This window comes from Gemmata sp., assembly GCF_051859125.1.
Taxonomy (GTDB): domain Bacteria; phylum Planctomycetota; class Planctomycetia; order Gemmatales; family Gemmataceae; genus Gemmata.
On sequence record NZ_JBHYGG010000083.1, the window covers coordinates 1 to 14,825 of the forward strand.

Here is a 14,825-nt window from a genome sequence, read left to right on the forward strand (position 1 = left end):
CACCACGCTCGCACCCGCCGCATGACTGCCACAGAATCGGCATCAGTCGAGCTTAGATGGGTAACCGTCACGCGACACGATTGCTGCCCAGGCGACGGCAAGGACAGGTTTGCTTACTTCCACTGGAGTCGGTGACGCTTCGTACTCTTGATGTGTGGCGTTATGAGCCGCAAAGCAATCAGCACTGGAGACCTGTTGATCCGCAAAGCGTTCAGCCACTTCAAGCGAAGAGATTCCCCGCACACTAAGTATTGAGATAATTTGCCGGCAGCACGCACAAGCAAACAGTCGGAGCTTCCGTTGGCTTGCGGAGCCATCGAGGAACTCCAGCATTTCCGGCGGTTCTTTGTTCGCAAGCCACTCTGCTTCGGTCATCGCACACCCTCGGGGTCGCCCCATCATCGCGGATTGGGCATCAGGTGCAAGGTGCGAGCGGGGGCGGGCGTCAGTGGTTGAAGCTCATCTCAGTGCTGTTGAACAGCGTCCAGTACAGGTCGGCGAGGCGGTTGCGTCGGTCGTCGCCCGTCGTGCCGGTGAGGCGGGTTTCGAAGTGCCGCGCCTCGGCGTCGGTCGGCTTGCGCGACAGCACGCACAGGTACGCCGTCTCGACCGCGGCCGCGTCGGTCGGGGCGAACATCGCGATCTGCGTCGAGGCGTTCAGCAGTTCGCTCCGCGCCTTGCCGTCCACGAGGTCGCCGTTCATCATCAGGAGCCGCTGCGGGATCGTGCCGTGCGCCTTCGCGAAGTCGTCGTCGTCCGAGTCGCCGTAGCGGGTCACGAAGTCCTTCTCGTTGAACAACCGCGTGACCCGCACGAACACCTGCGAGTTCTGGTCGATGGTCCGCACCGACGACGCCTGGATCACGCTCCCGATGATCTGCTCGGGCCGCAGCCGCGACATCGGGAACGCCGCCCACTTCTCGTCGTGCTCGTCGGTCAACTCGAACGGCGCGCGGCTGTCGAGCCGGAACACATCGGTCGAGGCGATCAGCAGGATCAACCGGTGCAGGTCGTGGTTGTGGGCGGCGAAGTCGGCGGCGAGGATGTCGAGCGCCTCGGGGCCGCGCTCGTCGGGGGTGGGAGATTCGATCCGCTTGAGCAGCGGGCGGCCGAACATCATCGCCCAGACGCGGTTCACGGTCGCTCGGGCGAAGTGCGTGTTCTTCGGATCTGTCACCCAGTTGGCGAGCCGCTCCCGGCGCGTCCCCTCGGCCGGGAGTAGGTCGGGCAGGAGCGGCACCGCAACGCCGATCTCGTGCGTGCCGCCGTTGACGCGGTCCTCGAACTGGTACTCGCCCTCGCCGTCCGAGATGTGCGTGACGATGTGGCGCGTCTGACCGAAGAACGCCGCGAGCGACTGGAAGTCGGTCTGCTTCCAGATCACCTGCTCGTAGTCGGCGGGGTTCTTGAAGTCGTGGCACTGGGCGCAGTCGATCCGCAGCCCCAGAAACGCACGGGCGACGCGGATCGCGAGCTTCTCGGGGTCGGGCTTCTCCTTCCCCTCGTCGTAGCCCGCCGCGATGAAGTTCACGGCCGGCTGGTCGGTGTTCAGCCCCTTCGCCGCGATCATCTGCCGCACGGTCTCGCCGTAGGGCGCGTTGCGGTGGAACTGGTCGCTGAGCCACGCCGCGAACCGCCGCTTGCGGTAGACCACGAGCGGGCCCTCCTCGGTGCCGACGTAGGCGCGGGCCATGCGGTCTGCGAAGTAGTCGGAGAACCGGCGGTCGCGGAGCAGGTGGTTGGCCCAGCTATCGACCCGCTCGCCCTCGGGCTGCCACTCGAACTGCCGGACCTCTTCGAGCGACGGCACGCTGCCGGTCATCGCGAGCGACAGTCGCCGGGCGACGGCCAGATCGGGGGCCCTCGGGGCCGGGGTCAGGCCGCGGGCGGCCCAGTCGGCGCGGAACGACGCATCGACCTTCGCCACGACGGTGCGGAAGTCGTCGTGGGTCGTCTGGCCGGGGTCGAACGGGAGCCGCCGCTCCTTGTCGTTCTGCGGGAACAGGCTGGCCCGGAGGCCGCCAACGGCGACGACAACGACCGCGACGAGGAGCAGGTTGCGGGCCAGCATGACGGCCGTTCCGGTGGGGTGGTGCGCATAATACCACAGTCCGGGGGCCGGGGTTTCAGACCGAAGTGATGGGACGCGGATGACGCGGATGAAGACCGGATCGAAGAGGATCGGGCGAACGGAATCTGGCTGATCGGGTCTCAATCCTGACTTTCCTCCGCGTCCTCCGCGTCCCATCGCTTCCTCTTGTGGCTGCGGCACGCCGGTTGCTTACCGACTCTCCCGACACGATCCCGGAGTGCCTCCATGCGGTTCCACGCCATCGCCACCGACTACGACGGCACCATCGCCCACGACGGGGTCGTCGACGACGCGACGGTCGCGGCGCTGGAACGCTCCAAGAAGTCCGGCCGCAAGCTCATCATGGTCACGGGCCGCGAGTTGCCCGAGCTGAAGACCGTGTGCCCGCGGCTCGACCTGTTCGACCTCGCGGTCGTCGAGAACGGGGCGGTGCTGTACAACCCGCAGTCGAAGGAGACCCGCGTCCTCGCCGAGCCGCCGCCGCCGAAGTTCGCCGAGACGCTGCGGGCGCGGAAGGTGCCCGTGTCCGCCGGCCACGTCATCGTCGCCACCGTCGAGCCGCACCACGTCGAGACGCTGAACGTCATCCGGGAGATGGGGCTCGAACTCCAGGTGATCTTCAACAAGGGCTCGGTGATGGTTCTCCCGTCGGGGGTGAACAAGGCGACGGGCCTGGCGGCGGCGCTGGCCGAGTTCGGGCTGTCCCCGCACAACACCGTCGGGGTCGGCGACGCGGAGAACGACCACGCCTTCATGCGGGTGTGCGAGTGCTCGGCGGCGGTCGCCAACGCGCTCCCCGCGGTCAAGGACACGGCCGACATCGTGATGAACGGCAAGCGCGGGGCGGGCGTCGCCGAACTGATCGACCAGCTCATCGCCAACGACCTCTCGGACCTGAAGACGCTCGCCCGGCACCGGCTCGCGATCGGCGAGGCCGACGACCAGACCGAGCTGAAGCTCGACCCGGCCGGCCCCGGGGTGCTCGTCTCGGGCACGAGCGGGAGCGGGAAGTCCACCCTCACGACCGCGATCCTGGAGCGGCTCGCCGACGCCGGCTACCAGTCGCTGGTGATCGACCCGGAGGGCGACTACACCACGCTCGACTTCGCCACGCAGGTCGGCACCCCGGCCCACGCCCCGCAGTCCGGCGACGTGACCGACGCGCTCAAGGACGCCCGCCGGTCCATCGTCGTGAACCTGCTCGGGGTGCCGCTCGCCGACCGGCCCAAGCACTTCACGCAACTGCTCCCGGCGATCCTGGAGGAGAAGGCCCGCACCGGCCGCCCGCACTGGCTGGTGATCGACGAGGCCCACCACATGCTCCCGGACGGCCCGGAGTCGGCCGCGCTGGCCCCGCTCCTGCCCGACCGCGGTATCCTGTTCATCACCGTCCACGCCGGGACGATGGAGCCGGCCGTACTCGCGAACGTGGAGCACCTGCTCGTCATCGGCGGGCGGCCGGCCGACACCGTCGCCCAGTTCTGCAAGGCGACCGGCGAGAAGCGGCCGAAGTGCCCGGCGGTCGAGGGGGACAAGCTCCCGGCCGGCGACGCGATGGTGTGGCACCGGGGCGAGCCGACCGCCGTGGTGGTCCACACCCACCGGCCCCGGACCGAGCGCAAGCGGCACTCGCGGAAGTACGCCGAGGGGAACCTGGGGGCGGAGCGGAGCTTCTACTTCCGCGGCCCCGAAGGAAAGCTGAACCTGAAGGCGTCGAACCTGTTCCTGTTCCTCCAGATGGCCGACGGGGTGGACGACGACACCTGGGAGTTCCACCGCACCGCCGGCGACTACTCGAAGTGGGCGCGGACCCAGATCAAGGACCCGGAACTGGCCGACGAACTGGAGGGCATCGAGGCCGGCGACGCGGACCCGGCCGAGTCGCGGGCCGCCGTCCGGGCCGCCGTGGTCTCGCGGTACACCCTCCCCGCCGACGCCCCGAGCGGCATCATCGACTGATACCGAATCTTGCTGATTGCTCACTGTAGCCGGCCTCTGTGAGGCCGGGCGTGTGCGAGTCCACCAGGCCCGGCCTCACAGAGGCCGGCTACAGAACGGATATGAATCACCACGGTTCGGTATGACTGCTCCTTGGGGGCCGGCCAGCGGCCGGCCCAGAACAAATACCTCTCCCCAGAAGCCCATGACGAACCTCGACCCGCCGCCCGAAAAGCCCGAGCCCCCGAAGACCATTCTCGCCATCGACGTCGGCGGGACGGGCCTGAAGGTGCTCGCGACCGGCCAGGCGGAGCCGCGGCGCCGCGCCAGCGGGCCGGCCATGACGCCGCAGGAGATGGTGGGACAGGTCCGCGAGATGGCGGCCGACTGGGGCTACGAGGCGGTGTCGATTGGCTACCCCGGCCAGGTCGGCGACCACGGGCCGCGGTCCGAGCCGGGGAACCTCGGGCCGGGGTGGGTCGGGTTCAACTTCGCTGCCGCGTTCGACCGCCCGGTCCGCATCGTCAACGACGCGGTGATGCAGGCGCTGGGCAGCTACGACGGCGGGCGGATGCTGTTCCTCGGCCTCGGCACCGGCCTCGGCTCGGCGCTGATCGCCGAGAACGTATTGGTGCCACTCGAACTCGGCCGGTTGCTCCGCGGCAAGCGGCTCCTGGGCGACACGCTGGGCCGGGCCGGGCTGGAGCGGCTTGGCAAGAAGAAGTGGCGGGCGGTGATCGCCGAGGTGGTGCCGGCGCTCATGTCGGCAACGCTGGCGGACTACGTGGTACTCGGCGGCGGCAACGCGAAGCGGGTCAAGAACCCGCCCGGCGGGGCGCGGCTGAGCAACAACCTGACGGCGTTCCGTGGCGGGTTCCGGCTGTGGCACGTCGAGGACGTCCGCACCCTCTCGGGCGACGACAACGACCAGCCCCCCGCCCCGCCAGGGCCTGCCGAGTGGCGGCTGATTTGACGCACGGCCGTGTGGTACAACGTTGTGCGCACTTGATTCCGGGTGACCGTCACACCCCTCCTCCGGAATCATTTAATATGTCCGTAAGAAAGATCGTTAGATTGATTCTGGCAACGCAACCTCTCCTGATATAAGGCCTTGTGGTGTCTGGTGACAAAGCTAATGAACTTGGAGAAGATCATCCGCCATCCGGAACCATAACGCCGTGTCCGGGGTGGGCACTATCGTTGGCAGTGAACCGGCCGGCTGACGCCGGCGGTTCGACGGGCATGGTCGAATCGCCGGCGTCAGCCGGCCGGGTCGTGCTCGATCACGATTCCGCCAACATTGGAGACGCTCACCCCGATACATTGTTATTCAACATTTCATTTGCGTTTTGAATGGCCCCTGCTATTCTCATCTCCGGTTTGGTGCAATCGCAATAACCGGACGATCCATCATGGTGAGTACGCCCCTCGCAGCCGGCCTGACACTTTTCGCAGTCGAACCAACCTGGACGGACAAAGAAATTATCGGGGTCGTTGGATCTACGGTGGCGGCAACGGTCGGGGCCATGGTCGCGCTGTGTGGCATCGCCTACCGATCGCTGACGAGTTCCCTTCGGGCCAAGCTCCGCGAGACCGAGCGGGAGCTTCGCGAGACGCGTGACGGGATCAAGGACCTGGGCGACCTGGACGTGGTCCGCACGAAACTGGCTGAGTACGACGGCGTGAAGGGCAAGTTGTCTCAGGCCGAGAAGCAGGTCGGCTCGCTGACGACCCAACTGATCTTCGTGCAGGAGGAGTGCGACGGCTACAGGGCCGTGATCCACGGCCTCACGGGGGAGCGGGACGCCCTGAAGGAGCGGTGCGCAACAATCGCGGCCGAGCGCGACGAAGTCCAAGGCGAACTGAAAGCAGAACAGAACAAGATCAAGAAAGCGGTCCAGCGGGACGGAGCCATCTGGACCGACCCGGTACTGGCGGCCAAAAAAGTCGAGTTCAGGCCGCTCGATCCCGACGTGCGGCGGATGCCGATCATCTCGATGCTCAACCTGAAGGGCGGCGTCGGAAAGACGACGGTCACGGCGAACCTGGCGTCGGCACTGGCCCACCGGGGCTACCGTGTGCTGCTCATCGACCTCGACCTCCAAGGGTCGCTCACCGGCATGTTCTTGGACGAGAAGGAGCAAGAGCGGCTGTACAAGGAGAACCGCCTCGTCGGGAACTTCCTGGAAGCGTCGTTCGACGCCGAGTTCCCGAACTTGATGGATTACGTTCACCAACTGCCCGGGTTCCCGACCAAGTGTCAGCTCGTCCCGACGACGGACGCGCAGTCTTACGCCGAGATGAACCTGACGGTGCGGTGGTTCCTCAAGGACTCCACGCGTGACCCGCGGTTCCTCCTTCGCAAGGAACTGCAACTCGCACGGGTGACCAACCGGTTTGATGTCGTTTTGATCGACTGCCCGCCGCTCCTGAACGTGTCGTGCTCGAACGCCCTGGCGGCCAGCGACTACGTCATGGTGCCGGTCATGCCCAGCGGGCAGTCAACGGCCCGGGTTCCCGTCCTGCTGGAACGGCTCAAAGAGATCCGCGAGGCCATCAACCCGGACCTGAAGGTGCTCGGCGTGTTCGCCAACCGCACCCGCGGCGCGGAGTTGACCGCCGACGAGAGTAACCGGCTCGACGAACTTCGCGGACAGTGTCGAGACGCGTGGGGCGAGAAGGTCCACGTCTTCGAGTCGTTCATCCGGCAGGCGACGGCGATCCGCGACTGCGAGGACGAGCGCCGCACGCTCGGACCAGACGACGAGTTCTTCAAGACGTTCGCCGCGCTGGCGCAAGAGGTCGAGGACGGGTTCCCGACGTTTGCTCGGCCCCCCGCCGCCAAGATCACCAGTGAGGTGTCGCTGTGAAAGTCTCCGAGTTCCAGCAGACGCTGAATGAGCTGGGGCGGCTCGTGGAGTCGGCCGGCGCGAAGACCTCCGCCAATGAACTGAGGGCGTTCGCCGACGGGCTCGAAAAGTTCAAGGACCAGACCCTCACCGGGTTTACCAAGCTGCTCGAGCGGTTGAGTGAGACGGGCGAGGTGGCGCCGAAGGGGGGCCGGACGAAGCAACCGGCCGCTCCCAAGGCGCCGCCGGCCGACCCGGGGACGGTCGCGGCGGAAGCCAAGCGACTCTACGAGCACGCGGCCCAGGGCATCGATGAGAGCGACCTCGTCGCCCTCAAGAGTCAGTTGGGTATTTTGACCGCGGCCGGTTTGAAGGTGGTTGCGGCGGCGTTGAACTTCACCCCGACCGGCAAGGAGAGCACGAAGCCCAAGCTCACGGACGCCATCGTCCGGAAAATCGAGAAGCGCGAGGGGGCGACGATCCGCCGGAATGTCATCAACCGGCCTGAGGGGGGGCACACCGTTGGGAACGGTGTGCCCGCGGTTCCCGGCGCCGTCACGTCACCGCCGACACCGTAGCGGAGGTGGTCCGAGCCCGAGCGCCGAGCGAGGGTTGGCGTTGTCCCTCGCTCGGCGCTCGGGCTCGGACCAGACACTTCGGGCGACCGGACCCGGCCTCAGTTCAGCTCCACGATCGCCTTGACCACGCCGGTCTCGGGCTTGAGCCACTTCGGGAACTCGCCGATCATCGCGTCGAACGGGACCGAGTGCGTGATCCACGGGCGGGTGTCGATCACCCCGCCCTCGATCAGCCGCACGATCCGCGTGAACTCGGGGCTCACCGCGTTGCGGCTCGCCAGGAACGAGATCTCGCGGCGGTGCATGAGCGGCTGCGTCACCGTCAGCGGGTCCTGCGTGATGCCGACCCACACGAGCCGGCCGGTGAACCCGACGAAGTTGTACGCGGCCATCATGCTCTTCGCGTTGCCGGTCGCGTCCACCACCACGTTCCCGAGCTTCCCGCCGGTCAACTCGGTGAACGTCTTCACGTCCTCGTCGAACCCCTTCGCCTGGATCGTGTCGGCGACGCCCATCTTCTCGCGCACGAACCGCAGTCGCTGCTCGTTGATGTCCATGACGACGACCCGCGCGCCGGTGAGCTTGGCGAACTCGATCACGCTCAGGCCGATCGGCCCGGCCCCGATGACGAGTACCGTCTCGTCGGCCCGCGGGTTGGCGCGATTCACCGCGTGCAGACCGATGCCGAGCGTCTCGACCAGCGCGAGTTGGTCGTACGTGAGCGTCTTCGAGACGTGCAGCTTACGGGCGGGGATCGTGAACAGCGGTTGCAGGCCGCCGTCGATGTGGACGCCGAGCGTCTTGTGGTTCTCGCAACAGTTCGTGTGCCCGCGGGTGCAGGAGTAGCACGTCTGGCAGTTGATGTACGGCTCGATGGCCGCCCGGTCGCCGACCTTCACGCTCGTCACGTCCGGGCCGACCGCGACCACTTCCACCCCCAGCTCGTGCCCCGGGATGCGGGGGTAGCTGAAGAACGGCATCTTCCCGAGGTAGCCCGACAGGTCGGTGCCGCAGATGCCGACGCGGTGGATCTTCACGACCGCGTCGCCGGGGCCGGGGGCCGGGGGCTCGGGCACGTCGATCACGCGGAACTGCTGGGGCTTCTCAAGCTGGATGGCGCGCATTGGTGGGGCTCGTGGAACGCCGACGGGGGAGGAGACGCGATGGGGGAAGCATATCCCGCCGCGTAACAACGTGGAGGGCGGCGCTTCCTCGCGCTCCGCGACCGGGGTAGAACGGAATCTCCGCCCGAGACTCCCAGGTGTCACACATGAACCGACTGCTCATCGCGACCGCGGCCCTCGCCCTGATTGCCACCGCTCAATCGCCCGCCGCGGCGCAGGCCGATCCGAAGGTGATCGCCGAGTTGAAGGCCAAGCTCGACGCGATCGCGGCCGAGATCCCGAAGGCGACCGAGGCGTCGAAGAAGGCGGACGAGGAGGCGAAGGAGGCCGCTGCGGCGCTCGCCGAGATCAAGCGGGTCGCGATGCTCGGCCGGGTGCGGGCCGGCACCATCGAGGCCGCCGAGGCGAAGGCGGCCGCGGCCCAGGCCGCCGCCGAGAAGGCCAAGGCCAAGGTGAAGGAGCTGGAAGCCGCGGCCGCCGAGATCAAGGCGAAGCTCGAAAAGCTCGCCCCGCCCCCGCCGGCCCCGACCGCCCCGCAACTCGACCCGCAGTCCGCCGAGTTGGTGGCGAAGTTCAAGAAGCTCGACGCCGAGATCGACGCGGCCCTGGACGCGCAGAAGAAGGCCGAACAGGCCGCGGTCGAGGCCTACAGGGCGGTCGAGAAGGCCCGCGACGCGGCCCGGAAGGGGTTCACCAAGCCCGGGATCGTCGAGGAGGCCGAGGCCGCCGCGAAGGAGGCCCGGGCCGCCGCCGACGCCGCCAAGAAGAAGGTCGCGGACCTGGCCGCGGAGCAGGACGCGATCCGGGCCAAGCTCAAGGACCTCGGCAAGCGGAAGTGACCGGCTACCCGGCCGCGCCGCCGGTGGGGGCTGCTGCGGCCGGCTGGTCCGCCGGCCCCATCGGCACCTCGTTGGCGGTGATCGCGTCGGGCTCCTCTTCGGGCAGTTCGTGGTGCGCCTTCATCCGCAGGAACACGACCAGCCCGACGAGACCGATGCCCCACTCCGCGACCCGCATCGTCAGCCGCCCGACCACGCCCGTCGCTTCGGGCCGGCCCAGCAGCGTGTACAGGTAGCCGAAGATGAACTCGCCGCCGCCCAGCCCGCCGGGGGCCGGGAAGAACGCCTGCGCGATGTACCCGATCGGCGCGACCACGAAGTGTTCGGCCAGCGTCGCCGGGTCCACGGCCGGGAACACCCGCACCGCCAGGTGGAACATCAGCACGAACCCGAGGTGGACCGCCGCCGTCATCGCCACCGCCAGGTAGATCACCTTCGGCCGCTGCCGGTACGTCCACACCGCGTACCACGCCTCGGCGAGCGTCGCCCCGAGCTTGGGGACGTGCTTGAGCCGGCCCGCGAACCGGTCGGCCCGGCTCCGCGGCAGGAACCCCATCGCGATCCAGACGATCACCGTACCGGCCGTGAGGCCGGCGCACGCGACCACGATCTTCCGCATGTAGTCGTTGTCCGCGATGCGGGCGTCGCCGGAGAGCCAGTACGCGCCGCCGAACGCGGCCGAGAACCAGATGAGTCCGAACAGGCCGACGAGCCGGTCGGCGATGACCGTCGCGACGGCCGACGCGCGCCGCCCGGGGGTGTCGCGGGCGATGAAGAACGCCTTCACGAGGTCGCCGCCGACCGAGCCGGGGAGGAAGGCGTTGTAGAACGCGCCGACGAGCCCGAGGCGGAACGCGCCGCCGACTGTGAACGGCAGGTCGAGCGCCCGCACGAGGACGAACCAGCGGTAGAACTGGACGCACACGCACGCAATTGCGATCAGCGCCAGCGCGAGGAACGCGAGGGCGTCGGGGGTCTGCTGGACCAGCCCGCTGATGCCGGGGGAGGTGCCCTTCGGGTCCCAGTTGGTGCGGAGGATGTACGCGAGCAGGCCGATGCCGATCCCGTACTTGGCCAGGCCCTTGATCCACGCACCGGCGTTCTTCTTCACTGCGTTCCCTCTCCTCGGTTCGTCGGCTCAACGGACCCGCGCATTGTGTGGGTTCGCCGCGGTTCCGTCCAGCCGAACCGACCCGGGCTGAACCTGTGGGTCTGGGCGAGTGGGGGGCGTGAGCCCCCGCGGAAACGCGCCACTCCCGCACTCGGGGGGCTCACGCCCCCCGCTCGCCTCGCCTGCTCGCCGGACACTCGATCCGCCTTGCACTTTTTACCGGCCCGGCGTATCGGCCCGCGTTCGGGAGTACGTCCCGCGAGGAGCCGCCGCATGACATCACGAACCGCCTGCCTCGCGATCGCCGCCCTCGCGCTGTCGCTCGCCGGGTGCTCGCACAACCCCGGGTACTTCCCGTACTACTTCACCGGCGGGCGGATCGAGCAGTCGCACGCCAAGCCGGGCGGGAGCGGGTACTTCAAGAACTTCGACCCCAAGGCGTGCAAGCTCGAGGTCACCCCGAACCAGACCATCACCGCCCCGCTCGGCACCCAGGTCGTCCTCATCGGCTCGGTGCTCGACGCGGACGGCCAGCCCCGGCGGTCGCGGCGGATCGAGTGGATCGTGGACGGCCCGGGGAGCATCGTCGAGGCCGACGAGTCCGGCACGTTCGCCGGCCGCGGGTACAAGGTCGACAACAAGTACGCCGTCACCCACACGAACTACGTCACCAAGACCATCACCCGCGGGAACACCGACCCGGGCGACGACGTGATCGTCGCCCCGGGGCAGACGTTCTGCGTCGTCAGCTCGGCCGTGCCCGGCGAGACGGTCGTCACCGGGTACGCGCCCGAGGTGTTCAACTGGGACAACGGCCGCGTCGTCGTGAAGATCACCTGGGGCGACAGCCGGTACTCGTTCCCGGCCCCCGCGGTCGTGCGGTCCGGCGGCGAGCACACGCTCACCACGACCGTCAGCGCCGGCGGCGCCGACGGCGTCCCGAGCGGGTACCGCATCCGGTACAAGGTGCTCGAGGGCCCGCCCGCGGTGCTCGTGAGCCGCGGCGCGCCGGGCACGAGCGTCAGCGCGTCGGGCGGCGGCACCAACGAGACCGAGGCGACGACCGACGCCAACGGCGAGGCGGCCGTGCGGCTCGTGGAGACCAGCGCGAGGGCGGGCAAGACCCGCGTCGCCATCGAGATCGTGAAGCCGCCCGAGAGCGGCACCGGCCCCGGCACCGTCGTGAGCCGCCGCGAGACCATTGTCGAGTGGGCCGAGCCCCGGATCAACCTGGGCGTGAACGCGCCCGCGACGGCCGGCGTCGGCGGCACGTTCCCGGTGACGGTCACGCTCGACAACGAGGGGGCGGTCGACAGCCGCGACGCCCGGGTGAAGGTGACCCTGTCCGACGGCGCGACCCTCGACCGCAGCGACCCGCCGCCGAGCCGCCAGGACGCGAACGGCTCGCTGGTGTTCCAGCTCCCGCCGGTCAGCGGCAAGGGCAAGCAGGAGGTGATGCTTCACGTGAAGCCGGCGCGGCTCGGCCCGGTGAGCGTGAGCGCCGAGGTCGCCACCGCCGACGGGCTGGCGGCGAGCAACAAGGCGACCACGCGCGTCGAGCAGGGCAAGCTGCAACTGCGCGTCGAGGGGCCGGCCGCCGCCGTCGCGGGCGAGGTGGTGCCGCTCAAGGTCGCGGTCACCAACGGCGGGAGCGTCACGGCCGAGAACGTGACCGTGTGGGCGCGGTACGACGACGGGCTCCGGTACGACGCCCCGGCCAACCCGGTCGAACTCGCGGCCGGCACGCTCGCCCCGGGCCAGACGAAGACGCTCGACTTCCCCATCACGGCGACGAAGGCCGGCCGGTTCGGGGTGCGGGCGACCGCCACCGCCGACAACGGGCTCACCGCGGCCAGCGAGGCGTTCTCCATCGACGCGCAACGGGCCGAACTCAGTGTCGCCGCAGCCGGCCCGCGGCTCGTGTACCTGACCCAGGACTTCGACTGGACCGTCACCGTGCGGAACACCGGCGACGCGACGCTCTCGAACGTCGTCGTTCGGGCCACGCTGCCGGCCGAGGTGCGGGCGAAGCCGGTCGAGGGCGCGAAGGTCGGCGCGAACACGGTCGAGTGGGCGGTGGGCGAGCTGCGGGGCGGCGAGCAGCGCGCGTACCGCGTGCCGGTGACCGCGAACCGGCTGAACGACCGCGCGACGCTTCAACTCCAGGGCGTGGCCGACACCCGCGGCGGCGGGAAGCTCGCGGGCGAGCCGATCACGGCCACGGCCGAGTCGGTGGTCGCGGTCATCGGCACCCCCGCGGTGTCGATGGTCCTGGTCGCGCCGCCGGGGCTCGTCGAGGTCGGCAAGCGCACGGCGTTCAAGGTGCTGGTGAAGAACGAGGGGACGGTGTCGGCCCGGAACATCGAGCTGACCGGGTTCGCGCCGCCCGAGTTGCGGCCCGTGCGGGGCGCCGGGGCCGTGGCGAGTGCGGCGAGCGCGCCGGCCCCGCTCACCGCCCGCATCGAGGGGACCGGGCGGGTGGTGTTCCCGCCTTTGGAGGAGCTGCGGCCCGGCGAGACGGCCACGTACACGATCGACCTGGACGCGGCCCATGCGGGCGACGCCCGGTTCCGGGTCGAGGTGACCGCCGCGCACCTGACCAGCGCACTCAAGGAAGAACAGGCCGCCCGCGTCACCGCGAAGTGACCGCCGCAGCGGGCCGCGCGCACGTTGAGTTTGGTTCATTCATAACTGTAGCCGGCCTCACAGAGGCCGGCTACAGATCAATCAGGCGCGGCGTCACGCGAACAGCTCCTCGACGACGCGGCCCTTCACGTCGGTGAGGCGGAAGTCGCGGCCCGCGTGCCGGTACGTGAGCTTCTCGTGGTCGAGGCCGAGCAGCGCCAGGATCGTGGCGTGCAGGTCGTGCATGTGGACCTTGTCCTCGGCGGCGTAGTACCCGAACTCGTCGGTCGCCCCGTACACGAACCCGCCCTTCACCCCGCCCCCGGCGAGCCACATGCTGAAGGCGTGCGGGTTGTGGTCGCGGCCGTCGCCGCCCTGCGCGGTCGGCGTGCGGCCGAACTCCCCGCCCCACCACACCAGCGTGTCCTTCAGGAGCCCGCGGCGCTTCAGGTCGGTGAGCAGCCCGGCGATCGGCTTGTCGACCTCCAGCGCGTTCTTCGCGTGGTCCTTCCGCAGCTCCCCGTGCTGGTCCCACTTGTAACTGTGCGACACCTGCACGAACCGCACCCCGGCCTCGGCGAACCGGCGGGCGAGCAGGCACTGCCGGCCGAAGTTGTCGGTCGGGAGCTTGTCGCCGATGCCGTACAGGTCGAGCGTGTCCCTGGTTTCGGTGCCGATGTCGGTGACCTTCGGGGCCTCGGCCTGCATCCGGAACGCCAGCTCGAAGGCGTTGATGCGGCCCTCCAGCGCCGCGTCCGGGCCGGCGTCGGCGAGGTGCCGGCGGTTCATCTTGTCGAGCAGGTCGAGTTGCAGCCGCTGCCGGTCGGCGGTCGTGTCGCCGGCGATGTCGTTGATCTTCGCGTCCTTGCACTTGATCCCCGAGTGGCCGATCGGCGTGCCCTGGTACGCGGCCGGGAGGAACGCGCTGCTCCAGTTGGCGACCCCGCCGTGCCCGAGCGTCGGGCAGACCGTCACGAACCCCGGCAGGTTCTGGTTCTCGGTGCCGAGCCCGTAGTTCACCCAGCTCCCGACGCTGGGCCGCACGAACGTGTCGGACCCGGTGTGCAGTTGTAGCAGCGCCCCGCCGTGGGCCGAGTTGTCGGCGTGGACCGAGCGGACCACGCTCAGGTCGTCGGCGAGCTTGCGGACCTCGGGGAACAGGTCGGACACCTGCGTGCCGGCCTGCCCGCCCGGCTTGAACGCCCACGGCGACTTGAGCAGGTTCCCGGTGGCGGCGAACTGGACCCGCGGCTTCTGGCCGGGGAACGGCTTCCCGTCGTACTTGGCGAGCAGCGGCTTCGGGTCGAACGTGTCGACCTGGCTCGGCCCGCCGTGCATGAAGAGGAAGATGACGCGCTTGGCCCGCGGCGCGAAGTGCGGCTTCTTGACCGTAAGCGGCCCCTCGGCGGCGCGGCCCTCGCGGGCGAGCAACCCGCCGAGCGCGAGCATCCCGAACCCGTTCGCGGCGGTGCGGAGCGCGTCGCGGCGGGTGACCGCGGGGAGGAACGAGCGGCAGAAGTGGCGCGGGGTCATGGTGCAACCGCCTCGGGGGGTGAGCAATCCAATGTCAGACCGCAATCAAACCGCTGCCAGGGCCGTTGGGTGAGGGAAGACCGGCCCCCTCACCCGCGACTCGCAGAGCCTCGTCGCGACCTCTCCCCCGAGACCA

Annotated in this window: 11 protein-coding genes; 6 read left to right on the forward strand and 5 right to left on the reverse strand. The window is 69.2% G+C overall.

Annotation, left to right across the window (positions count from 1 at the left end; translation table 11 throughout):
- Positions 1–42 precede the first annotated feature (42 nt).
- Together ACTIGN_RS09485 and ACTIGN_RS09490 are read right to left on the reverse strand one after the other, a co-directional pair.
- Positions 43–375, reverse strand: a complete 333-nt coding sequence (locus ACTIGN_RS09485) for a hypothetical protein (RefSeq protein ID WP_439623160.1) — start codon at positions 373–375, stop codon at positions 43–45.
- Positions 376–445: 70 nt separating this feature from the next.
- Positions 446–2,071 carry a DUF1549 domain-containing protein gene (locus ACTIGN_RS09490; RefSeq protein WP_439623162.1) on the reverse strand — a complete coding sequence of 542 codons (1,626 nt, stop codon included), beginning with the start codon at positions 2,069–2,071 and terminating at the stop codon, positions 446–448.
- 246 nt (positions 2,072–2,317) lie between these two features.
- On the opposite strand from ACTIGN_RS09490, the gene ACTIGN_RS09495 reads away from it, so the two are divergent.
- From ACTIGN_RS09495 to ACTIGN_RS09510, 4 genes are all read left to right on the forward strand, one after another.
- Positions 2,318–4,051: an HAD-IIB family hydrolase gene (locus tag ACTIGN_RS09495; RefSeq protein WP_439623163.1), complete on the forward strand. Its 1,734-nt coding sequence runs from the start codon at positions 2,318–2,320 to the stop codon at positions 4,049–4,051.
- A 184-nt stretch (positions 4,052–4,235) separates the two neighbouring features.
- Positions 4,236–5,003, forward strand: coding sequence for an ROK family protein (locus tag ACTIGN_RS09500; protein WP_439623165.1), 768 nt, complete (start codon positions 4,236–4,238; stop codon positions 5,001–5,003).
- Between the two features lie 553 nt (positions 5,004–5,556).
- A complete protein-coding gene (locus tag ACTIGN_RS09505) occupies positions 5,557–6,900 on the forward strand; it encodes an AAA family ATPase (protein WP_439623167.1) in 1,344 nt (447 codons plus the stop codon).
- A 44-nt stretch (positions 6,901–6,944) separates the two neighbouring features.
- A complete protein-coding gene (locus ACTIGN_RS09510; RefSeq protein WP_439623169.1) occupies positions 6,945–7,457 on the forward strand; it encodes a hypothetical protein in 513 nt (170 codons plus the stop codon).
- A gap of 98 nt (positions 7,458–7,555) precedes the next feature.
- Here ACTIGN_RS09510 and ACTIGN_RS09515 read toward each other — a convergent pair whose 3' ends face one another.
- A complete protein-coding gene (locus tag ACTIGN_RS09515) occupies positions 7,556–8,581 on the reverse strand; it encodes a zinc-binding alcohol dehydrogenase family protein (RefSeq protein WP_439623171.1) in 1,026 nt (341 codons plus the stop codon).
- Between the two features lie 146 nt (positions 8,582–8,727).
- Between ACTIGN_RS09515 and ACTIGN_RS09520 the strand changes: the two genes are divergently transcribed.
- Entirely contained in the window at positions 8,728–9,420 is a 693-nt protein-coding gene (locus ACTIGN_RS09520; protein ID WP_439623173.1) for a hypothetical protein, read from the forward strand.
- Between the two features lie 4 nt (positions 9,421–9,424).
- Here the strand turns inward: ACTIGN_RS09520 and ACTIGN_RS09525 are convergent, their stop codons facing one another.
- The gene (locus ACTIGN_RS09525) at positions 9,425–10,531 is read right to left on the reverse strand and encodes a lysylphosphatidylglycerol synthase transmembrane domain-containing protein (RefSeq protein WP_439623175.1); all 1,107 of its coding nucleotides are present in this window, start codon (positions 10,529–10,531) and stop codon (positions 9,425–9,427) included.
- A gap of 273 nt (positions 10,532–10,804) precedes the next feature.
- Between ACTIGN_RS09525 and ACTIGN_RS09530 the strand changes: the two genes are divergently transcribed.
- On the forward strand, positions 10,805–13,177 hold the full coding sequence (locus ACTIGN_RS09530; RefSeq protein WP_439623177.1) for a hypothetical protein: 2,373 nt from the start codon (positions 10,805–10,807) through the stop codon (positions 13,175–13,177).
- A gap of 93 nt (positions 13,178–13,270) precedes the next feature.
- Here the strand turns inward: ACTIGN_RS09530 and ACTIGN_RS09535 are convergent, their stop codons facing one another.
- Complete coding sequence (locus ACTIGN_RS09535) at positions 13,271–14,689, reverse strand: DUF1501 domain-containing protein (protein ID WP_439623179.1); 1,419 nt, start codon at positions 14,687–14,689, stop codon at positions 13,271–13,273.
- Between the last annotated feature and the right edge of the window lie 136 nt (positions 14,690–14,825).